Origin of the sequence: Streptomyces virginiae (genome assembly GCF_000720455.1) — a bacterium.
In the GTDB taxonomy this organism is placed as follows: Bacteria; Actinomycetota; Actinomycetes; order Streptomycetales; family Streptomycetaceae; genus Streptomyces; species Streptomyces virginiae.
Genome location: NZ_JOAK01000004.1, coordinates 299,653 through 320,511, shown reverse-complemented (window position 1 = coordinate 320,511; position 20,859 = coordinate 299,653). Strand labels below are relative to the sequence as shown.

The 20,859-nt window shown below is 71.8% G+C and carries 18 protein-coding genes; 8 read left to right on the top strand and 10 right to left on the bottom strand.

Features of this window, described 5'->3' with window-relative positions; all coding sequences use genetic code 11:
* Window positions 1–20: 20 nt before the first annotated feature.
* The 4 genes from IG86_RS0109765 to IG86_RS0109750 form a co-directional block, all read right to left on the bottom strand.
* Window positions 21–1,415, bottom strand: a complete 1,395-nt coding sequence (locus IG86_RS0109765) for an FtsW/RodA/SpoVE family cell cycle protein (RefSeq protein ID WP_030896299.1) — start codon at window positions 1,413–1,415, stop codon at window positions 21–23.
* Window positions 1,403–2,599: an LCP family protein gene (locus IG86_RS0109760; RefSeq protein WP_030896295.1), complete on the bottom strand. Its 1,197-nt coding sequence runs from the start codon at window positions 2,597–2,599 to the stop codon at window positions 1,403–1,405. The genes IG86_RS0109765 and IG86_RS0109760 overlap by 13 nt, the downstream gene beginning before the upstream one ends.
* A 100-nt stretch (window positions 2,600–2,699) precedes the next feature.
* The gene (locus tag IG86_RS0109755; protein ID WP_051785067.1) at window positions 2,700–4,034 is read right to left on the bottom strand and encodes a sensor histidine kinase; all 1,335 of its coding nucleotides are present in this window, start codon (window positions 4,032–4,034) and stop codon (window positions 2,700–2,702) included.
* Window positions 4,027–4,707 (bottom strand): response regulator transcription factor, encoded by a 681-nt coding sequence (locus tag IG86_RS0109750; RefSeq protein WP_030822573.1) that lies wholly within the window; start codon window positions 4,705–4,707, stop codon window positions 4,027–4,029. The genes IG86_RS0109755 and IG86_RS0109750 overlap by 8 nt, the downstream gene beginning before the upstream one ends.
* 963 nt (window positions 4,708–5,670) lie before the next feature.
* On the opposite strand from IG86_RS0109750, the gene groES reads away from it, so the two are divergent.
* Window positions 5,671–5,979: a co-chaperone GroES gene (groES, locus tag IG86_RS0109745; RefSeq protein ID WP_030011064.1), complete on the top strand. Its 309-nt coding sequence runs from the start codon at window positions 5,671–5,673 to the stop codon at window positions 5,977–5,979.
* A 111-nt stretch (window positions 5,980–6,090) separates the two neighbouring features.
* Complete coding sequence (groL, locus tag IG86_RS0109740; RefSeq protein WP_030822576.1) at window positions 6,091–7,719, top strand: chaperonin GroEL; 1,629 nt, start codon at window positions 6,091–6,093, stop codon at window positions 7,717–7,719.
* A gap of 63 nt (window positions 7,720–7,782) precedes the next feature.
* Here groL and IG86_RS0109735 read toward each other — a convergent pair whose 3' ends face one another.
* The 3 genes from IG86_RS0109735 to IG86_RS0109725 all read right to left on the bottom strand — a co-directional run bounded on the left by IG86_RS0109735 (window position 7,783) and on the right by IG86_RS0109725 (window position 10,091).
* Window positions 7,783–8,493, bottom strand: coding sequence for an ester cyclase (locus IG86_RS0109735; protein WP_030822579.1), 711 nt, complete (start codon window positions 8,491–8,493; stop codon window positions 7,783–7,785).
* 106 nt (window positions 8,494–8,599) lie between these two features.
* Window positions 8,600–9,373 (bottom strand): SDR family NAD(P)-dependent oxidoreductase, encoded by a 774-nt coding sequence (locus tag IG86_RS0109730; RefSeq protein ID WP_030822582.1) that lies wholly within the window; start codon window positions 9,371–9,373, stop codon window positions 8,600–8,602.
* Window positions 9,374–9,404: 31 nt separating this feature from the next.
* Complete coding sequence (locus IG86_RS0109725; RefSeq protein WP_030896291.1) at window positions 9,405–10,091, bottom strand: MOSC domain-containing protein; 687 nt, start codon at window positions 10,089–10,091, stop codon at window positions 9,405–9,407.
* 88 nt (window positions 10,092–10,179) lie between these two features.
* Between IG86_RS0109725 and IG86_RS0109720 the strand changes: the two genes are divergently transcribed.
* Window positions 10,180–11,079 carry a LysR family transcriptional regulator gene (locus tag IG86_RS0109720; protein ID WP_030822588.1) on the top strand — a complete coding sequence of 300 codons (900 nt, stop codon included), beginning with the start codon at window positions 10,180–10,182 and terminating at the stop codon, window positions 11,077–11,079.
* A 189-nt stretch (window positions 11,080–11,268) separates the two neighbouring features.
* Here IG86_RS0109720 and IG86_RS0109715 read toward each other — a convergent pair whose 3' ends face one another.
* Window positions 11,269–11,595, bottom strand: a complete 327-nt coding sequence (locus IG86_RS0109715; protein WP_030027725.1) for a WhiB family transcriptional regulator — start codon at window positions 11,593–11,595, stop codon at window positions 11,269–11,271.
* A 389-nt stretch (window positions 11,596–11,984) separates the two neighbouring features.
* On the opposite strand from IG86_RS0109715, the gene IG86_RS0109705 reads away from it, so the two are divergent.
* The 4 genes from IG86_RS0109705 (at window position 11,985) to IG86_RS0109690 (ending at window position 16,479) form a co-directional block, all read left to right on the top strand.
* Window positions 11,985–12,596, top strand: a complete 612-nt coding sequence (locus IG86_RS0109705) for a response regulator transcription factor (protein WP_003948568.1) — start codon at window positions 11,985–11,987, stop codon at window positions 12,594–12,596.
* A 375-nt stretch (window positions 12,597–12,971) separates the two neighbouring features.
* The gene (locus IG86_RS0109700; RefSeq protein ID WP_030659530.1) at window positions 12,972–13,601 is read left to right on the top strand and encodes a sigma-70 family RNA polymerase sigma factor; all 630 of its coding nucleotides are present in this window, start codon (window positions 12,972–12,974) and stop codon (window positions 13,599–13,601) included.
* 114 nt (window positions 13,602–13,715) lie between these two features.
* Window positions 13,716–15,215, top strand: a complete 1,500-nt coding sequence (gene guaB / locus IG86_RS0109695; protein WP_030822591.1) for an IMP dehydrogenase — start codon at window positions 13,716–13,718, stop codon at window positions 15,213–15,215.
* A 139-nt stretch (window positions 15,216–15,354) separates the two neighbouring features.
* Window positions 15,355–16,479 carry a GuaB3 family IMP dehydrogenase-related protein gene (locus tag IG86_RS0109690; RefSeq protein ID WP_030659524.1) on the top strand — a complete coding sequence of 375 codons (1,125 nt, stop codon included), beginning with the start codon at window positions 15,355–15,357 and terminating at the stop codon, window positions 16,477–16,479.
* A gap of 204 nt (window positions 16,480–16,683) precedes the next feature.
* Here IG86_RS0109690 and IG86_RS0109685 read toward each other — a convergent pair whose 3' ends face one another.
* Window positions 16,684–17,154 carry a hypothetical protein gene (locus tag IG86_RS0109685; RefSeq protein ID WP_037942187.1) on the bottom strand — a complete coding sequence of 157 codons (471 nt, stop codon included), beginning with the start codon at window positions 17,152–17,154 and terminating at the stop codon, window positions 16,684–16,686.
* 116 nt (window positions 17,155–17,270) lie between these two features.
* A complete protein-coding gene (locus tag IG86_RS0109680) occupies window positions 17,271–18,500 on the bottom strand; it encodes a nucleotide sugar dehydrogenase (RefSeq protein ID WP_030822598.1) in 1,230 nt (409 codons plus the stop codon).
* 228 nt (window positions 18,501–18,728) lie between these two features.
* On the opposite strand from IG86_RS0109680, the gene IG86_RS0109675 reads away from it, so the two are divergent.
* Window positions 18,729–20,435 carry a glycerol-3-phosphate dehydrogenase/oxidase gene (locus IG86_RS0109675; protein WP_030822602.1) on the top strand — a complete coding sequence of 569 codons (1,707 nt, stop codon included), beginning with the start codon at window positions 18,729–18,731 and terminating at the stop codon, window positions 20,433–20,435.
* The last annotated feature ends 424 nt before the right edge of the window (window positions 20,436–20,859 follow it).

Genomic DNA, 20,859 nt, shown 5'->3' with positions numbered 1-20,859 from the left:
CCCCCATCCCGCCCCGCCCCCTACACCCGCACCACCGGGGTGATCGTCGTTTCCGCCGGGCCCCGGGCGTCCGCCTCGCGTTGGCGTTCCGCGCTGTCGCTGATGCGGAGGAGGAGGGCGATCATGATCCAGTTGGCCAGGAGGGACGAACCGCCCTTGGCCAGGAAGGGCAGCGCCTTGCCCGTGAGGGGGATCAGGCCCGTGACGCCTCCGGCGACCACGAAGACCTGGAGGGCCAGCGCCGAGGCCAGGCCCACCGCCAGCAGCTTGCCGAAGGGGTCGCGGGCGCCGAGCGCCATCCGCAGCCCGCGCTGCACGAGGAGCGCGTAGAGGATCAGTACGGCCATGACCCCGGCCAGGCCGAGTTCCTCGCCCACCGTCGTGAGGATGAAGTCGCTGCGGCCGGCGAACTTGATCAGCTCGGGGTGTCCCATGCCGAGGCCGGTCCCCGAGATGCCGCCCGTGCCGAAGCTGAACAGCGCCTGCGCCGACTGGTCCGAAGCGACGCCCGGGGGAGGGGTTTCCCAGTAGACGGAGAGCGGGTTCAGCCAGGCCGCCACGCGCGCCTTGACGTGCGGCTCCGTGGAGCCGACGACGAAGGCGCCCGCCGAGGCCATGAGCAGCCCGCACACGATCCAGCTGGTGCGCTCGGTGGCGACGTACAGCATCACCACGAAGACGCCGAAGAAGATCAGTGACGTGCCCAGGTCGCGCTCGAAGACCAGCACCAGCATCGAGAGGATCCACACCGTGACGATGGGTCCGAGCTGGCGCATCGGAGGCAGGCGCATGCCGAGGAACCTGCGGCCCGACAGGGCCAGCGAGTCGCGGTGGATGACCAGGTAGCCGGCGAAGAAGATCGCGATCATGATCTTCACGAACTCGCCCGGCTGGACCGAGAAGCCGAAGAGGATGATCCACCGCTTGGCGCCGTAGGTGTCCGCGCCGAAGAACGCCGGCGCGATCAGCAGCACCAGCGCGATCGCCATCGTGATGTAGATGAACCGCTGGAGCAGCCGGTGGTCGCGCAGCATGGCCAGCACCGCGATGCAGGCGGCGACACCGACCACCGTCCACAACAGCTGGCCCGGGGCGTTGGCGTCCGAGTTCCACCGCTCGATGTAGCCCTGGTCGAGCCGGTGGATCAGTACGAGCCCCAGCCCGGTCAGCAGCATCGCGAGCGGGAAGACCAGGGGGTCCGCGTAGGCCGCGAAGCGGCGCACGCCCAGGTGCCCCACCAGCGACAGCAGCGTCATGCTGATGGTGAAGTAGGCGAGGTTGGGCGGGAGCTCGCCGTTCATCGCGAGGCCCGCGGCGGCGTGCCCGAAGACGGCGATGGCGATGACGAAGACGAGGAGCAGTGCCTCGGTGCGACGGCGGGCGCCCGCCGTCGTCAGCGGCCTCAGTCCACGCACGGGATGCCGCCGACGTCCTTGGGGGCGGACGGGGAGGGTGCGGAGGGCGCCGAGGACGGAGGGGGGCCCGGATCGGCGGAGGCGCCCGGTTCGCCGGGGCCGGCGGAAGCTTTGGGTCCGATCTGCTCGGCAATGAGGCGCTTTATCTTCATATCATCTACGACGTTGATGTCCTCCCCAAGGTTCCGTCCGAAGCCCTCGACGGGGAGCGTCGTGAACCGCACCCTGCCGCCGGACAGGCTCTTCGCCTGCTTCACGAACGACAGCAGGTCCCACCCCTGGTCGGTCACCACGTCCTGTTTCGCGACATCGATCAGCTTGATCAGCTTCGCCGGGTCGGTGAAGGTCCCGGCCGAGTTCAGCTTCTTCGTCGCGCCCGCGAGGAAGGCCTGCTGCCGCTTCGTCCGGTCCAGGTCGCCGCCGTCCAGGCCGTGCCGCTGGCGTACGAAGGCGAGCGACTGCCGGCCGTCCAGCGTCTGCGGTCCCGCCGGGAAGTCGGCGCCCGAGTACCGGTCCTTCACCGCCTTGTTCAAGCACACCGGTACGCCGCCCAGCGCGTCCGCGAGGTGGAGGAAACCGGCCAGGTTCAGCTCGGCGAAGTGATCCACCGGCACCCCCAGGAAGGCGCGCACCGTCGCGATCTGGGCGGCCCGCCCCGCCTCTCGGCCCTCCCGCTCCAGCTGCCGGGCGTCCTTCACCCCTTGCGCGGCGAGCTGCCCCTCCTTCCGGGCCTTCGCCAGCCCGTACGCCTTCTTGATCTTGTCCTTGCCGTGGCCGGGTATGTCGACGAAGTCGTCGCGCGGCACCGAGAAGGCCTGCGTCCGGCCGCCGTCACCCGGTACGTGCAGCAGGATCAGGGTGTTCGCGTTGTAGCCGCCGATGTCCGAACTGCCGGCGTGCAACTGGTCGAGGACCTCCTGCGGCAGTTCCTCGCCGTTCTGGTCCCGGCGGCTGTCCAGCCCGATGAGCAGGATGTTGGTGTCGCCGAACTTCGACTTCTCGGCCCCTTCGAGGGCCTTCGAGCTGCCGATGCCGGCGGCGAGGTCCCGGTAGAGGTACCAGGCGCCCCCGCCCGCCATGACCGCCAGCGCGCAGCCCGTGACCAGCAGGGTGCGGACCAGCCGCCGCCGGCGGGACGGGGGTCGGCGTCGGGTCGGCGTCGTCTTCCTCCGGTGCGCGCTCATGCCAGTCGATGCTGGGGCAGACCCGCTGAAGGAATCCTGAGGTTCCTGAAGGGGCGTTCAGGGCACGCCGCGCCGCGCCGGGCCCGTACGCCCACGCCCGCTAGCGGATCCGCAGCACCAGCCGCGCGCCCCCGGCCGGCGCCGGCAGCGCGCGTACGTCGCCCCCGTGCGCCCGCGCGATCTCCCGGGCGATGGCCAGACCGAGCCCGGTGCCGCCGGCGGCCCGGCTCCGGTCCGCGTCCAGCCGTACGAACCGCTCGAAGACCCGGTCGCGGTCCGCGTCCGGGATGCCCGGGCCGTCGTCCGTGACCTCCAGCACCGCCCAGCCGTCCTCCGCGGACGCCCGGACCGCGACCTCCGAGCGGGCGTGCCGCAGGGCGTTGTCCACCAGGTTGGCCAGTGCCCGCTCCAGCCGCGCCGGGTCCCCGGCCGCCGGTACGGGTGCCCGCGCGTCCAGCCGCAGCGCGACCCGGGCGCCGCCCCGGCGTGCCACGTCCTCCGCGGCCAGCAGCGCCAGGTCCACCGGCTCGGTCCGGGGCGGCGGCCCGCCGTCCAGGCGGGCCAGCAACAGCAGGTCCGCGGCGATCCGCTGGAGCCGCTCGGTTTCGGCCAGCGCGGCCACGACCGACTCGCGGTCGGGGCGGTCCGCCGTCAGCGCCACCTCCAGCCGGGACCGTACGGCGGCCAGCGGATTGCGCAGCTCGTGCGAGGCGTCCGCGGTGAACTGCCGCTGCCGGGCGTCGGAGCGCTCCAGCCGGTCCAGGGTGGCGTTGACGGTCCGGGCCAGGCGCGCGATCTCGTCCGCCCCGCCCGGGTCGGGGACCCGCCGGTCCAGCTCGCTGGCGGTCACCGCCGCCAGTTCGGTCCGGATGGCGCTCACCGGGCGCAGCGCACGGCCGGTCACCCACCAGGCCAGGGCCGCGGCGAAGGCGATCAGCGGGGGCGCGCCGGCGAGCAGTCCTACGGCGACGGCCCGGGTCGCGTCGTCGACGTCGCCGAGCACGGTCATCGCGTACACCGTCTGCCCTCCGGGCGCCGCGACGGCGACCACCGCGCGCCGGTGGCCGCCGGGGCGCTCGGGCGGGAGTACGGCGGAGCGGGAGTCCTCGCCGGGGTCGGGGCGCGGCGCGCCGTCCAGGTCGGGGCCGTGCCCGGTGTCGCCACCGGTCGCGGCGACCGTCCGGCCGGCCGCGTCCCGTACGAGGACCAGGTCCACGCCGTTCTCGGGCGCGGGCAGCCGCCCGCCGGGCGGCGGGGTCCGGCCGTCGAGCTGGGCGGCGGCCCTGAGGGCGGCGAGCTCGGTGCGGCCGGTGGTGTTGTCGAGCAGGTTGGCCCGCAGCAGGGCGTGCAGCCACAGGCCGCCGCCGGCCAGCACCGCGGCCATGGCGAGGGCGGCGGCCGCGGCGGTGCGCGCCCGGATTCCGGGCCTAACCACCGTCGGGGGCCATCCGGTAGCCGGTGCCGTGAACGGTGAGGATCGAGCGGCGGCCGAAGGGGGCGTCGATCTTCTTGCGCAGCGAGGAGACGTACACCTCGACGATGTTCGGGTCGATGTGCTGCGGGGTGTCCCAGACCTCGTCCAGGATGTCCTGCTTGGCGACGGCCCGGCCGGGCTGCTCCATCAGGCAGGCGAGGACGGCGAGTTCCCGGGCGGTCAGCTCGATGTCCCGGTCACCGCGGCGGCAGCGGCGGCCCCGCGGGTCCAGGACGAGGTCGCCGGCCTGGAGGGTGCCGCGGCCGGAAGCTCCGGCGCGGCGGGCCAGCGCCCGGATCCGGGCGGCCAGGACCACGAAGGAGAACGGCTTGGTGAGGTAGTCGTCGGCGCCGGCGTCCAGCCCCTCGGCCTCGTCGTGCTCGCCGTCCTTGGCGGTGAGCATCAGGACGGGCGTGGTGTCGCCGTGGGCCCGCATGCGGGTGCAGATCGCGTGGCCGCCGGGCCCCGGGAGCATCAGGTCCAGCAGGACGACGTCGTACGGGCCGCCGGCGAGGGCGAGGTCCAGGCCGCGGTGGCCGTCGTGCGCGACGTCGACGAGGTGCCCGTCGGCGGACAGGCCGCGCCGCAGGGACTCGGCGAGGCCTTCTTCGTCTTCGACCACGAGGATGCGCACGGCCCAAGCGTCACATATCGCCCTGCGGGTTTGCTCGGCTGCGTGCGGTGCTCCGGCGGGTCGGGGTGCTTGCCGGTGCCCTGCGGGCGGCTGCCGGGGCTCCGCCCCGGACCCCGCGCGGGTTGCCCTGCGGGCCGGCTCGGCGGGGTCCGGGTTGCTTTGGCGTGGCCGGGGTCGGTCTGGTCGGTGCGGGGGGCCGGGGTGGGGTGTCTCCTCGGCTCGGCGCGTTCGAGCGGTCTCGGCCGTACCCGGTGGTCGCGCGCTCGTCCTGCGGGGACACCCCACCCCGTCCCCCCTCCCCTTCACCGCGAAGCCGCAGGCGGGCCGGAGACCCCAACGGGGCGGGCGGTGGGGTGGGGGCACGTAGGAGGGTCCCCGCAGGACGAGGCGCGACCACCGGGCACAGCCGCGAGGTGCCCGCACGCGCCGAGCCGAGGAGATCCTCCTGCGGGGCACCACCCCACACCGGCACACCGCAAGCACCCCGACGGGCCCGGCCGTACACCGCCGAGCAAGCCCGCAGGGCACCGGCAAGCACCCCGACGGGCCCGGGCCGTACACCGCCGAGCAAGCCCGCAGGGCACCGGCAAGCACCCCGACCGGCACGAGCCGTACACCGTCGAGCACCCCGCAGGGGACGGGTACCCCGGACGGGGCACCGCGCCTACGCCGGGATACCGGATTCCACCGAGCAAGCCCGCAGGGCACCCGGCTGGAGGGCGCCGGGTCGCCGGGCCGGCCGGTCCGCCGAGCAAGCCCGCAGGGCACCCGCGCAACGCCCGGCCCGCGGGAATTGGCACTCCGCTTGACCGAGTGCTAATCGCCGGAATAGTCTCGCACCTGGCACTCGCCCCCGGTGAGTGCCAACACAGCGACAGGCAGGTCCGGCACCCGCGACGACGGATCGACCTGGTCGCCACCTCAGACAGTTAACCCCGGATCTCCGAAGGGGGAGGTCGGATCGTGACGACCGCCAGCTCCAAGGTTGCCATCAAGCCGCTTGAGGACCGCATTGTGGTCCAGCCGCTCGACGCCGAGCAGACCACGGCCTCCGGCCTGGTCATCCCGGACACCGCGAAGGAGAAGCCCCAGGAGGGCGTCGTCCTCGCGGTCGGCCCGGGTCGCTTCGAGGACGGCCAGCGTCTCCCGCTGGACGTCACCGTCGGCGACATCGTGCTCTACAGCAAGTACGGCGGCACCGAAGTGAAGTACAGCGGCGAGGAGTACCTCGTCCTCTCGGCCCGCGACGTGCTCGCGATCGTCGAGAAGTAATTCTCTTCATCAGTACTGCTTTGAGCTGCGCCCCTGGTCACCCCGCTGATTGCCGGGCGGCGAGGGGCGCAGCCCGTTAAACCGAGTTTTCGAGAGGGCTGAACCGCTCCCATGGCGAAGATCCTGAAGTTCGACGAGGACGCCCGTCGCGCCCTCGAGCGCGGCGTCAACAAGCTTGCCGACACGGTCAAGGTGACGATCGGCCCCAAGGGCCGCAACGTCGTCATCGACAAGAAGTTCGGCGCCCCCACCATCACCAACGACGGTGTCACCATCGCCCGCGAGGTCGAGCTGGACGACCCGTACGAGAACCTGGGCGCGCAGCTCGTGAAGGAGGTGGCGACCAAGACCAACGACATCGCGGGTGACGGCACCACCACCGCCACCGTGCTGGCCCAGGCGCTGGTCCGCGAGGGTCTGCGCAACGTCGCCGCGGGCGCGTCCCCGGCCGCCCTGAAGAAGGGCATCGACGCCGCGGTCAAGGCCGTCTCCGAGGAGCTCCTCGCGACCGCCCGCCCGATCGAGGACAAGTCCGACATCGCCGCCGTGGCCGCGCTCTCCGCGCAGGACTCGCAGGTCGGCGAGCTCATCGCCGAGGCGATGGACAAGGTCGGCAAGGACGGTGTCATCACCGTCGAGGAGTCCAACACCTTCGGCCTGGAGCTGGAGTTCACCGAGGGCATGGCCTTCGACAAGGGCTACCTCTCCCCGTACATGGTCTCCGACCAGGAGCGTATGGAGGCCGTCCTCGACGACCCGTACATCCTGATCAACCAGGGCAAGATCTCCTCCATCCAGGACCTCCTGCCGCTGCTGGAGAAGGTCATCCAGGCGGGTGGCTCCAAGCCGCTGCTGATCATCGCCGAGGACGTCGAGGGCGAGGCGCTCTCCACCCTCGTCGTCAACAAGATCCGCGGCACCTTCAACGCGGTGGCCGTCAAGGCCCCGGGCTTCGGTGACCGCCGCAAGGCGATGCTGCAGGACATGGCCACCCTCACCGGTGCCACCGTCATCGCCGAGGAGGTCGGCCTCAAGCTCGACCAGGCCGGTCTGGACGTACTGGGCTCCGCCCGCCGCGTCACGATCTCCAAGGACGACACGACCATCGTCGACGGTGGCGGCAGCCACGAGGAAGTCCTCGGTCGCGTCAACCAGATCAAGGCCGAGATCGAGTCCACGGACTCGGACTGGGACCGCGAGAAGCTGCAGGAGCGCCTGGCGAAGCTCGCCGGCGGCGTCTGCGTCATCAAGGTCGGCGCCGCCACCGAGGTGGAGCTCAAGGAGAAGAAGCACCGTCTCGAGGACGCCATCTCCGCGACCCGCGCCGCGGTCGAGGAGGGCATCGTCTCCGGCGGTGGCTCCGCGCTCGTCCACGCCGTCAAGGTCCTCGAGGGCAACCTCGGCCTCTCGGGCGACGAGGCCACCGGTGTCGCGGTCGTGCGCCGCGCCGCCGTCGAGCCGCTGCGCTGGATCGCCGAGAACGCGGGCCTCGAGGGCTACGTCATCACCTCGAAGGTCTCCGAGCTCGACAAGGGCCAGGGCTTCAACGCCGCCACCGGCGAGTACGGCGACCTGGTCAAGGCCGGCGTCATCGACCCGGTGAAGGTCACCCGTTCCGCGCTGGAGAACGCCGCCTCCATCGCCTCCCTGCTGCTCACGACCGAGACCCTGGTCGTCGAGAAGCCGGCTGAGGACGAGGGCGACGCCGGTCACGGCCACGGTCACGGCCACAGCCACTGACCCCGCTCCACGTCGAAGGCCCCGTTCCGCAGCCGCGGAGCGGGGCCTTCCCCGTATGGGGGCTCAGGTCGCGTAGGGCGATCCGGTTCCGCCCATCTGGCGCTGCAGGGCTCCGGGGTTGTAGTGCCACCAGCCCTCGGTGATCTCTCCGTCCTGGCACCGGAAGGTCGTGGTCCCGGACATCTCGTACGTCTTCCCGGTCGGTGCGACCCCCATGAACTCTCCCTTGTGGGTGCCGCGCCAGTTCCACACCGTCGTGACCATGTCGCCCTCGGCCACCTGGGCGGTCGGCTCGAAGGTCATGTCGAAGGCGCCACGCCACATCTCCATGTCGGAGCGCATGTTCTCGCGCCCGATGACGGTGGGCTCCTCCTTGCTGGCGTCGTGGTCGATGTAGTTCACCGCGAAGCACTCGTCGAGGACGCTCATGTCGCCGGCCATGGCGGCTTCCTGGAACACCCGGTTGCAGAGCTGCTTGTTGAGGTGTTCGTCGCGGACCACGTCGAGGTTCATGAACGTCGGCATTCCCTCGCAGAGGGCCACCATCTCCTGGAACATCCGGTCCGTCTCGGGGAGCTGAGAGTTCTTCATCGCCTCCTCGTACGAGGCGAATTCCACCATGTCCACGTAGTGGTTCCGGGCCTCGCGGTCCTGGCCGATCATCGTGTGCGTGGCGGTGCGCCTGCCGCTGCTCTGTTCCGCCCAGCGGTCGATGAGCGCGTTCATCTCATCGAACCGCGTGGTCTCGTAATCGATCACCTGTACGAATGTCATCGCGTCGCCTCCCGCCTGAGATGGGACATGTCCAGTTTAGGGAGAGTTAGCCCGTTTGGCGGTTTCGGCGGGGCTTCGGCGGAGGCTTACCGACGGGTCACGAGCGCTACTGGGGCCCGTACTTGCGGCCCGTGCGCGAGGACATCCCGCCCAGCAGCCCGCGCGGCGTCAGCTTCACCACGCCCATCAGCGCCTTGTACCGCGGGTCCGGGATCGACACCGTCTTGCCCCGCGCCAGGTCGGCCAGCGCCGCCGCCACCAGCTTGTCGGCGTCCAGCCACATCCAGCCGGGGATGTTGTCCGTGCCCATGCCGGCGCGCTGGTGGAACTCCGTCCGCACGAATCCGGGGCACAGCGCCATCAGCCGGACCCCGGACCCGGCCATGTCCCGCGCCGCGCCCTGGGTGAACTGCACGACCCAGGCCTTGCTGGCCCCGTACGTACCGCGGGGTACGAAGGCGGCCACCGAGGCCACGTTGATCACGCCGCCGCGGCCGCGCGAGCGCATCGACTCCGAGGCCGCCGAGGTCAGCCGCAGCACCGCCTCGACGTGGACCTTCAGCATGGTCAGCTCGTCGGCCATGGAGACCTCTAGGTAGCGGCCCTTGTTGCCGAAGCCCGCGTTGTTGACCAGCAGGTCGACCGGGTGCGTACGGTCGCCGAGGCGCTTCTCCACCGCCGCGATGCCCTCCTCCGTGGAGAGGTCGGCGGCCAGCACCTCGGCCTCGATGCCGTGCAGGTCGTGCAGCTCGGTGGCCTGCTCGCCGAGCCGCTTGGTGTCGCGCGCCACCAGCACGAGGTTGTGCCCCTGGGCGGCCAGCCGCCGGGCGAAGGCGGCGCCGATGCCCGCCGTGGATCCCGTAATCAACGCAGTCGTCATAGGCGCAACCTAGCCGCCCCGGATGACAGCGTTATCGCGCCCCGGCCCCGGCCCCGTACTTCTCCACGTACTGGCGCACGGTCTCGTGCGCCTCCGGCTCCATCGCCGCACCCGCGGCGAGGGTGCGCGGCAGCAGGGCCCGTTCGGTGGTGAAGGCGCGGAACCACAGCTGCACCGTCACGTCGTGGTCCGGCCGGTGGATGATCTCGATCGGGTCGCCGGGGGAGACCGAACCCTCCTGGATCACCCGCAGGTACGCGCCCGGCCGGGCCTCCCGGGTGAACCGCCTGACCCAGCCCGCCTCGCCCAGCACCCCCTGGAAGGTGCGGCACGGGATGCGGGCCGAGGCCACTTCGAGGACGAGGTCCGTGCCCACCCGCCAGCGGTCGCCGAGCCGCGCGGTGTTCAGATCGACGCCGGAGGTCGTGAAGTTCTCGCCGAAGAGCCCGCCGGGCAGTTCGCGGCCCAGCTCGCGCTCCCACAGGTCCAGGTCCTCGCGGGCGTACGCGTAGACGGCCTGGTGGTCGCCGCCGTGGTGGCGCCGGTTGCAGACGGCGTCGCCCTCAAGGCCGCTGCCGAGGCCGGTGGCCTTGGCGCCGGGGGCGAAGACGCGGACCGGGCCGGGGACGGGGCGCTTGCCGATGCCCGTCACCCCGCTGTCCGCGTCGGTGTGCTCGGAAGGGGTGGCGGCGCCGAGGTTGACGGAGATCAGATGCATGGGACCCATGAGCACAGGCTAACCGCGCGGCCCCAAAGCGTCACGGAGGTATTCGCGCGAGCGTCAAAGCGGGCCTTATGCTCACAGGGTGATCGAGGCACGTCATCTCCGGGTACTGCGCGCCGTCGCCGGGACCGGATCCTTCTCCGCCGCCGCGCGCGAACTCGGCTGTACCCAGCCCGCCGTCTCCCAGCAGATGAAGGCGCTGGAGCAGTCGGCCGGCACCCCGCTGCTCATCCGCACCGGCCGCGAGATGCGGCTGACCCAGGCGGGCGAGGCCCTGGTCCGGCACGCCGCCGGGATCCTGGCCGGGCTGACCGCCGCGGAGGAGGAGGTCGCGGCCATCGCCGGGCTGCGCGCGGGCCGGGTGCGGCTCGTGTCCTTCCCCAGCGGCAGCTCCACGCTGGTGCCGACCGCACTCGCGGCGATGCGCGCCGAGCACCCGGGCACCCGTATCTCCCTGGTCGAGGCAGAGCCGCCGCGGTCGGTGGAGATGCTGCGCGAGGGCGACTGCGACCTGGCGCTGGCCTTCCGCTACGGCGGGGCCGCCGGGTCCGCCGCCGAGTGGGACGACCTCGTGGTGCGGCCGCTGCTGACCGACCGGCTCGTGGGGCTGGTCCCCGAGGGGCACGCGCTGGCCGGGGCGGAGCGCGTGGGCATGGCGGAGCTGGCCGACGAGCCCTGGATCGCGGGCTGCCCGCGCTGCCGCCGCCATCTGGTGGAGGTGTGCGAGGAGGCGGGCTTCACCCCGCGCATCGACTTCGCCACCGACGACTACCCGGCGGTGGTCGGCCTGGTCGGCGCGGGGCTGGGCGTCGCGGTGCTGCCGGAGCTCGCGGTGGAGTCCGTACGGGCCAAGGGCGTCAGTACGGTCGTCGTGGAGCCGGCCGTCGAGCGGGAGGTCGTGGCGCTGACGCTGCCCGACCTGGCCCGGGTGCCGGCCGTGGCCGCGACCCTGGCCGAGCTGGAGCGGGCGGCCACGCGCTGACCGCGCGCCCCCGGCCGGACACGCTGACCGAAGGTCCCGGCCGGACGCGCTGACCGCAGGCCCCGGCCGCGCCGGCCGTAACGTGCCGGGGCGCGTACGGCCGAACGCGTGAAACCGGGACCGGGCGACGACACGCCCGGGCGTGCCGGTGGTGCGGAGGAAACGTTCCTTCCGTCGTTTCGTCGGCTCTCAGTGCGGCGCGATCGGTCCGATCGCACTCGACGCGGGGATCAGGCGATGCCGGGCGCGGCCCATCAGTTCCTCGCGCTCGTCCTCCGTGAGGCCGCCCCACACCCCGTAGGGCTCACGGACGGCGAGTGCGTGCGCGGCGCATTCCGAACGAACCGGGCATCGCATGCAGACCTCTTTAGCCGAGGCCTCGCGCGCGCTCCTGGCCGCGCCCCGCTCGCCTTCCGGGTGGAAGAAGAGGGAGCTGTCGACCCCGCGGCAGGCGGCTAGCAGCTGCCAGTCCCAGAGGTCGGCGTTCGGTCCGGGGAGGCGGGAGAAATCTGCCATTGGTAGTCCTCTTGGTGCCGGTACTGAGGCGGATACGGTCCATGTCTCCAAGGGTCTCCACACCTACTGTCGGAGTAGATGTAAATATGACTCATTGGGAATCTAGCCTCAGACACGTGCCAAACGGAAGGAAAGCCGCCAAATAGGGCATAGCTCCAGATGGAGGACAGGCCGGTTGCGCCTCCACCGCCGTGATCGCTTCCTCACGTAGAGTGCCGAAGGTGTCCGTCCGACCCGTAACTCTTTCGAGTGACCATCGTTGAGAGTGCGAAGGCGGTTGAACCCACAAGTTCTCGGACAGGTGTCCGGGAGCATCGACCGCACAGGTGACGATACGTACCAGCCTGGAGGCTCAAGGTGACGCGCATCAGCAGCTGCGGAGGGCGGTCATGACATCCGTCCTCGTCTGCGACGACTCCCCGCTTGCCCGAGAGGCGCTCCGTCGCGCGGTTGCCACCGTGCCCGGCGTCGAGCGTGTGACGACGGCTGCCAACGGCGAGGAAGTCCTCCGCCGCTGGGGCGCCGACCGCTCCGACCTGATTCTGATGGATGTACGGATGCCCGGGCTCGGCGGTGTGGAGACGGTCCGCCGTCTCCTCTCGGCCGACCCCGGCGCCCGCATCATCATGCTGACGGTCGCCGAGGACCTGGACGGCGTGGCCCTCGCGGTCGCCGCCGGCGCCCGCGGCTACCTGCACAAGGACGCCTCGCGCGCCGAGCTGCGGGCCACGGTCACCCAGGCCCTCGCCGACCCGACCTGGCGACTGGCCCCGCGCCGGCTCCGCTCCGCCGAGATGGGCGCCGCGCCCACCCTCACCGCGCGCGAGATCCAGGTGCTGGAAGGCATGAGTCACGGCCGGTCCAACGCGGAGATCGGGCGCGAGCTCTTCCTCTCGGAGGACACCGTCAAGACGCACGCCCGCCGGCTCTTCAAGAAGCTCGGCGCCTCGGACCGCGCGCACGCCGTGGCGCTCGGCTTCCGCTGGGGTCTCGTCCGCTGACCCGGCCGCGGCCGGGCCCCGCCCGGTCCGCCGCACACCGCGGATCGTCGAGAGCGGTCCCGTCCGCCGCCGGTGGACGGGGCGGCGCGCCGCTCTTGCCGCCTCCCGGCGCCTCCCGGCGCCTCTTCTCGTCGCGGTAGCCCTGTCCCGCCGTACCCGGTGCGCACCCGGGGGTTGGCGGGGCACAATCCGGGGGACGTCTCGCTTCGTGCGCGATGCCGCATCCTTGAGGGTGTGGAGTCTCTCGGGGACTATTCGGCCGAGCGGGAGGGGAGGGCGCAGATGCAGAGTTCCGGCGCACCCGCTCATAACGCTTCGACGCACAACAAGGGCCACGGTGCCGCGGATGCTCCGGCGCCAAGGCACCATGGACGGATGCGCGACGACGAGGCCCTGGGGTCCCCTGCGGCCACAGGCCCCACCGGCGCCGCCGGAGGCGGCAGTGCCGGGGGCGTCAGCGCGCTCGTCCGCAGGGCGGTGGAGGGCGACGAGCAGGCCACGCACGACCTGCTCGCCTTCGTGCACCCCCTCGCGATCCGCTACTGCCGCACCCGACTGTCCCGGCTCCCGGGTGACGCTCGCCACTTCGTGGAGGACCTGGCGCAGGAGGTCTGCGTCGCCGTCCTGATGGCGCTGCCGCGCTACCGGGACACCGGTCGGCCCTTCGAGGCATTCGTCTTCGCCATCGCCGCGCACAAGGTCGCCGACCTGCAGCGGGCCGCCATGAGGCACCCGGGCAGCACGGCCGTGCCGTCGGACGAGATGCCCGAGCGGCCGGACGACTCGCTGGGCCCGGAGGAGCGCGCGCTGCTCAGCAGCGACGCCGCCTGGGCCAAGAAGCTGCTGGCGAACCTTCCGGAGAACCAGCGCGAACTCCTCGTACTGCGGGTGGCCGTCGGGCTGACCGCGGAGGAGACCGGTCAGATGCTCGGGATGTCCCCCGGAGCCGTGCGCGTCGCCCAGCACCGGGCGCTCAGCAGGCTCCGCGCGCTCGCCGAGCAGTAGGCCTACCCGTAGGAAACTACGAATCTTCTGGTTGACCTTGGTCGTGGAATGAGACGCGTCGGGATCCCGTTAGCATGGACATCCGCGCTGAGCAAGACCATTTGGGAAGGTGTCATGACTGCCGACGGAGTGCCCGACAAATTCGCCACGCTCGGACTGACCTACGACGACGTGCTGCTGCTGCCGGGCGCGTCGGACATGGCGCCGAACGACATCGACACCTCTTCCCTCATCTCCCGCAACGTGCGCGTGAACATCCCGCTGCTGTCGGCGGCCATGGACAAGGTCACCGAGGCCCGCATGGCCATCGCGATGGCCCGCCAGGGCGGCGTCGGCGTGCTGCACCGCAACCTCTCGATCGCCGACCAGGCCAACCAGGTCGACCTCGTCAAGCGCTCCGAGTCCGGCATGGTCACCGACCCGATCACGGTGCACCCGGACGCGACGCTGCGCGAGGCCGACGAGCTCTGCGCGAAGTTCCGCATCTCCGGCGTCCCGGTCACCGACCCCGCGGGCAAGCTCCTGGGCATCGTCACCAACCGCGACATGGCCTTCGAGTCGGACCGCAGCCGCCAGGTGCGCGAGGTCATGACGCCGATGCCGCTGGTCACGGGCAAGGTCGGCATCTCCGGCGTGGACGCCATGGAGCTGCTGCGCCGCCACAAGATCGAGAAGCTTCCGCTGGTCGACGAGTCGGGCGTCCTCAAGGGCCTCATCACGGTCAAGGACTTCGTCAAGGCCGAGAAGTACCCGAACGCCGCCAAGGACAAGGACGGCCGCCTCCTCGTCGGCGCGGCCGTCGGTGTCGCCGGCGACGCGTACGAGCGTGCCCAGGCCCTGATCGAGGCGGGCGCCGACTTCATCGTCGTCGACACCGCCCACGGCCACTCCCGCCTGGTCGGCGACATGGTCGCCAAGATCAAGTCGAACGCCCCGGTCGACGTCATCGGCGGCAACGTCGCGACCCGCGACGGCGCCCAGGCGCTGATCGACGCCGGCTGCGACGGCATCAAGGTCGGCGTCGGCCCCGGCTCCATCTGCACCACCCGCGTCGTCGCCGGCATCGGCGTCCCGCAAGTCACCGCGATCTACGAGGCCTCGCTCGCCGCGAAGGCGGCCGGCGTCCCGGTCATCGGCGACGGCGGCCTGCAGTACTCCGGCGACATCGCGAAGGCCCTCGTCGCGGGCGCCGACACGGTGATGCTCGGCTCGCTGCTCGCGGGCTGCGAGGAGTCCCCGGGAGAGCTGCTCTTCATCAACGGCAAGCAGTTCAAGTCCTACCGCGGCATGGGCTCGCTCGGCGCGATGCAGTCCCGTGGCGACCAGCGCTCCTTCTCCAAGGACCGCTACTTCCAGGAGGGCGTGGGCGGCGACGACAAGCTCATCCCCGAGGGCATCGAGGGCCAGGTGCCCTACCGCGGTCCGCTGTCCGCGGTCGTCCACCAGCTCGTCGGCGGCCTGCGCCAGTCGATGTTCTACGTGGGCGGGCGCACCGTGCCGGAGCTCCAGGACAACGGCCGCTTCGTGCGCATCACGTCGGCGGGCCTCAAGGAGAGCCACCCGCACGACATCCAGATGACCGTCGAGGCCCCGAACTACAGCCGCAAGGGCTGAGCAGGCGCGACGCGGAGGGGCGGACCCGGGTCACCGGGTCCGCCCCTCACGCATGACGTCCGTACAGCGGTCACCGGAACGCGGCCCGCCGGGGTTCGGGGATACTGGACGGGCAGACCCAGAGGAAAGGCCACCACACGTGACTGAGATCGAGATCGGGCGCGGCAAGCGCGGCCGCAGGGCGTACGCGTTCGACGACATCGCCATCGTCCCGAGCCGGCGTACCCGGGACCCGAAGGAGGTCTCGATCGCCTGGCAGATCGACGCGTACCGCTTCGAGCTCCCCTTCCTGGCCGCCCCCATGGACTCGGTCGTCTCCCCGCAGACCGCGATCCGCATCGGCGAGCTCGGCGGCCTCGGCGTGCTGAACCTCGAAGGCCTGTGGACCCGTTACGAGGACCCGCAGCCGCTGCTCGACGAGATCACGGAGCTGGACGAGGAGGCCGCCACCCGCCGCCTCCAGGAGATCTACTCCGCGCCGATCCAGGCCGACCTGATCCGTCAGCGGATCAAGGAGGTGCGCGACTCCGGTGTCGTCACCGCCGCGGCGCTCTCCCCGCAGCGCACCGCCGAGTTCTCCAAGGCCGTCGTCGACGCGGGCGTGGACATCTTCGTGATCCGCGGCACCACCGTCTCCGCCGAGCACGTCTCGGGCGCCGCCGAGCCGCTGAACCTCAAGCAGTTCATCTACGAACTGGACGTCCCGGTCATCGTGGGCGGCTGCGCCACCTACACGGCGGCCCTGCACCTGATGCGCACCGGCGCGGCCGGCGTGCTGGTCGGCTTCGGCGGCGGCGCCGCGCACACCACGCGCAACGTGCTCGGCATCCAGGTCCCGATGGCGACCGCCGTCGCGGACGTGGCCGCGGCCCGCCGCGACTACATGGACGAGTCCGGCGGCCGCTACGTGCACGTCATCGCCGACGGCGGCGTGGGCTGGTCGGGCGACATCCCGAAGGCGGTGGCCTGTGGCGCCGACGCCGTGATGATGGGCTCCCCGCTGGCCCGCGCCACGGACGCGCCCGGCAAGGGCAACCACTGGGGCATGGAGGCCGTCCACGAGGACGTGCCGCGCGGCAAGAAGGTCGACCTCGGCACCGTCGGCACCACCGAGGAGATCCTCACCGGTCCCTCGCACAGCCCGGACGGCTCGATGAACATCTTCGGCGCCCTGCGCCGCTCGATGGCCACCACCGGCTACAGCGAGCTCAAGGAGTTCCAGCGCGTCGAGGTCACCGTCGCGGACTCCCAGCACCGCCGCTGACCCCACCGGCCGCATGCCGAAGGGCCCGACCCCGTTCCGGGGGCCGGGCCCTTCGGCGTGCGCGGCCGGATCAGCCTTCGCCGCGCCGGCGCCTGCGCAGGTACTCGATCCACGGATAGGCGCAGGTCACGGTCGGCAGGGACCTGAAGAAGGCCGCGGCCGGACCGGTCGTGGCTGCTCAGCCCCCCGTCGGCGGCCGGTGCGTCAGTGGCCGGCCTTCCGGGCCGACTGGAAGGCGGCGTAGCCGCCGATGGCGAGGAAGAGGAAGGTCATCGGGGAGATCACTTCCTGCCAGGCCTCGACCAGCTTGGGCACGCCGATGCTCAGGACGTCCGGGACGGTCGTGCCGAGCTCGTCCGCGAGGATCCAGGCGATGCCGAAGAGCTGACCGCCGAAGACGGCGGCCAGCGACAGCACGACGCTGAGCAGCGGCAGAACCGGGTTGGAGCCGCCCACCTTGCCGGCCGCGAGGCCGACGACCGCGCCGACGGCCACGGCGGCGTAGCCGATCTGGTAGCCGCTGGCGCCGATGATCGCGCCGTAGACGCCGCCGGTGACGATGGCCGCGACGACCGCGGCGACGATGCCGAGGCCGATGTTGCCGCCGCGGGTCGGGGCCGGGGCGGCGACCGGGGAGTAGGAGTCGGGCGCGGGCGGCGTGAAGTTCTGGCTCATTGGAAAAATCCCCCCAGGGACCCGAGCACACGTGTGGCCCTCGGGCATAAGTGCTAGATAAGTGACGCCGCAGGCCAGCAGGCCGGTCGGACATCGCCAGGGGGATTTCCCGGTGCTCAGAGCCGATGGGCCGCGCCCACCGGGCTGGCGCCGCGCGTGTCCAGGAGCAGCTGCGCCTTCACCGCCAGGGCCTGCATGTCGTAGGTGCGGTGGTGCTGGAGCAGGATCGTCAGGTCGGCGTTGGCCGCGGCCTCGTACAGGGACTCGGCGCGGGGGACCGGCCGGTCCCTGACCCGCCAGCCCGTGATGTACGGGTCGTGGTAGCTGATCAGCGCCCCGAGGTCGATGAGGCGGCTGGCGATCTCACCGGCCGGGGAGCCCTCCTGGTCGGCGAGGTCGGGCTTGTACGTGACCCCGAGCAGCAGGACGCGGGCCCCGCGGGCGGACTTGCCGTGCTCGTTCAGCAGGGTGGCGGAGCGCTGGATGACGTACTGCGGCATCCGGTTGTTGATCTCCTGTGCCAGACCGACCATGCGCAGCGGGTGGCCGGGGGTGCGGGTGGTGTGGGGGAGGTAGTTCGGGTCGAGGGGGACGCCGTGGCCGCCGACCCCGGGGCCGGGGCGGAAGGCCTGGAATCCGTACGGCTTGGTCTCGGCGCAGCGGATGACGTCCCACAGGTCGACGCCGAGGTCGTGGCAGAGCACGGCCATCTCGTTCATCAGGGCGATGTTGACGTGGCGGTAGTTGGTTTCCAGGAGCTGTACGGTCTCGGCCTCGCGCAGGCCGCGGGCGCGGACGACCTTCTCGGTGAGGCGGGCGTAGAAGGCGTGCGCGGACTCGGTGCAGGCGGGGGTGAGGCCGCCGATCACCTTGGGGGTGTTGGAGACGCCGTGCGTCCGGTTGCCGGGGTCGAGGCGGCTGGGGGAGTAGGCCAGGTGGAAGTCCCGGCCGGCGCGGAGTCCGGATCCCTCCTCCAGGATGGGCCGCAGGTAGTCCTCGGTGACGCCGGGGTGGGCGGCGGACTCGAGGATCACCGTGGTGTGCGGGCGCAGCCGTGCGGCGAGCGCGCGGCCGGCCCCGCCCACGGCGGAGAGGTCCAGCGCGCGGTCGGCGCCGAGCCGGGTGGGGGCGCAGATGACGGCCGTGCGGACCCGGCCGAGCTCGGCGGGGTTGGTGGTGACCCGGAAGCCGGCCGCCGACATGCGGCGGATCTCGGCAGCGGAGAGAGTGGAGTCCGTGACCGGACCGCTGTCGTAGCCGACCGTCTCGATTCCGGCGGCTACGGCCGCCTGCGCGAGCGGGAGGCCGAGATGGCCCAGTCCGATGACGGCGAGGTCTGCGGGCATGGGGATGCCGTCCCTTCCCTGGCGTGAGGGGGTGCCGCGCGAGTCCTCCGAGGACAGGGGAGCTGGCGCAATGTCAGACTAGGCTTATATATGACAGATATGTCGCATTCCGGGGTGAACGCCACCGTTGTGTTGTCCACAGGCGGTGGCTGATGTGGATGCGGGAAGTCAGAATCGAGAAACGGGGGCATGTGAGCGGGATCTCACCCGCACCAACGGGAGGCAGCCGTGAGGACAGCGACACTGGGGCCGGAGCAGCGAGCCGTGGCCTTCACCCGGATGGCCGAACGGGAACTGGACGTGCTGGTCGTGGGCGCGGGCGTGGTCGGCGCCGGCACCGCGCTCGACGCCGTGACGAGGGGCCTGTCCACCGGCCTGGTGGAGGCGCGGGACTGGGCCTCGGGCACCTCCAGCCGGTCGAGCAAGCTCGTCCACGGCGGTCTGCGGTACCTGGAGATGCTCGACTTCGCCCTCGTACGGGAGGCGCTGAAGGAGCGCGGCCTGCTGCTGGGGCGCCTCGCCCCGCACCTGGTGAAGCCCGTGCCCTTCCTGTACCCCCTGCAGCACAAGGGCTGGGAGCGGATCTACGCCGGCGCGGGCGTCGCGATGTACGACGCGATGTCGGTCTCCAGCGGCCACGGACGGGGACTGCCGGTGCACCGGCACCTGTCGCGCACCCGGGCGCTGCGGGTGGCGCCGGCGCTGCGCAAGGACGCCCTGGTCGGCGCCCTCCAGTACTACGACGCCCAGATGGACGACGCGCGGTACGTCACCACGCTCGTGCGGACGGCCGCGGCGTACGGGGCGCACTGCGCCAACCGGGCGAGGGTCGTCGGGTTCCTGCGCGAGGGTGAACGGGTGGTCGGCGCGCGCGTGCGGGACGTGGAGGGCGGCGTCGAGTACGAGATCCGCGCGAAGCAGGTCGTGAACGCCACGGGGGTGTGGACGGACGACACCCAGGCGCTGATCGGGGAGCGCGGGCAGTTCCACGTACGGGCCTCCAAGGGCATCCACCTGGTCGTGCCGAAGGACCGCATCCACTCGACCACCGGGCTGATCCTGCGGACCGAGAAGTCCGTGCTGTTCGTCATCCCGTGGGGCCGGCACTGGATCGTGGGGACCACGGACACCGACTGGGACCTGGACAAGGCGCACCCGGCGGCGTCCAGTGCGGACATCGACTACCTGCTGGAACACGTCAACTCGGTGCTGGCCGTGCCGCTGACCCGGGACGACGTCCAGGGCGTGTACGCGGGCCTGCGGCCGCTGCTGGCCGGCGAGTCGGACGCGACGAGCAAGCTGTCGCGCGAGCACACGGTGGCGCATCCGGTGCCGGGGCTGGTGGTGGTCGCGGGCGGCAAGTACACGACGTACCGGGTCATGGCGAAGGACGCGGTCGACGAGGCGGTGCACGGGCTGGACCAGCGGGTGGCGCCGTGCGTGACGGAGGACGTGCCGCTGGTGGGGGCCGAGGGGTACCGCGCCCTGTGGAACGCCCGCGCGAGGATCGCGGCCCGGACGGGGCTTCATGTGGTGCGGGTGGAGCACCTGTTGAACCGGTACGGAACGCTGACGGAGGAACTGCTGGAACTGGTCGCCGCCGATCCGGAACTGGGCAAGGCGGTGACCGGGGCCGACGACTACCTGCGGGCGGAGGTCGTGTACGCCGCCTCGCACGAGGGGGCGCGCCACCTGGACGACGTGCTGACGCGGCGGACGCGCATCTCCATCGAGACCTTCGACCGCGGGACGCGGTCGGCGCGGGAGTGCGCGGAGTTGATGGCACCGGTGCTGGGATGGGACAAACAGCAGATCGAGAAGGAAGTGGAGCACTACGAGAAGCGGGTCCAGGCGGAACGGGAATCGCAGCGGCAGCCGGACGACCAGACGGCGGACGCGGCACGGCTGGGGGCGCCCGACATCGTTCCGTTGTAACTCCGGGATGCGGAAGGCGGAACCGCAGACCCGGGGGGTCCGTCCGTTGCGGAGTGAGGAACAATGATGGCTCTGCCGGGGCGGGTTACCGTGGGCCCCGGCCGCCGGGTCGCTCAGCCGCTGGGGCGGGCGGAGCAGCGGCACGATCGCAGAGGGGACGCATGTCGAAGCCGGAGCACACCGAGTCACCTGCCGGGGCGCCTGCGGCGAAGCTTGACGATGGCGCTTCTGCGGCGTCGCCTGCGGCGAAGCCCGAGGACGTTTCCGTGCCCGCGGCAAGGGCTGCCGCCGACGCGGAGCCTGATGGGCCGAAGGCCGCCTCCGCGTCGTCGCCCGCGGCCGAGCCGGACGGTGACGCGAAGCCTGCGGCTGCCAAGCCGCGCCTGAGCAAGGCCGCCGCTGCGGCGGAGCCCGAGGACGCCGA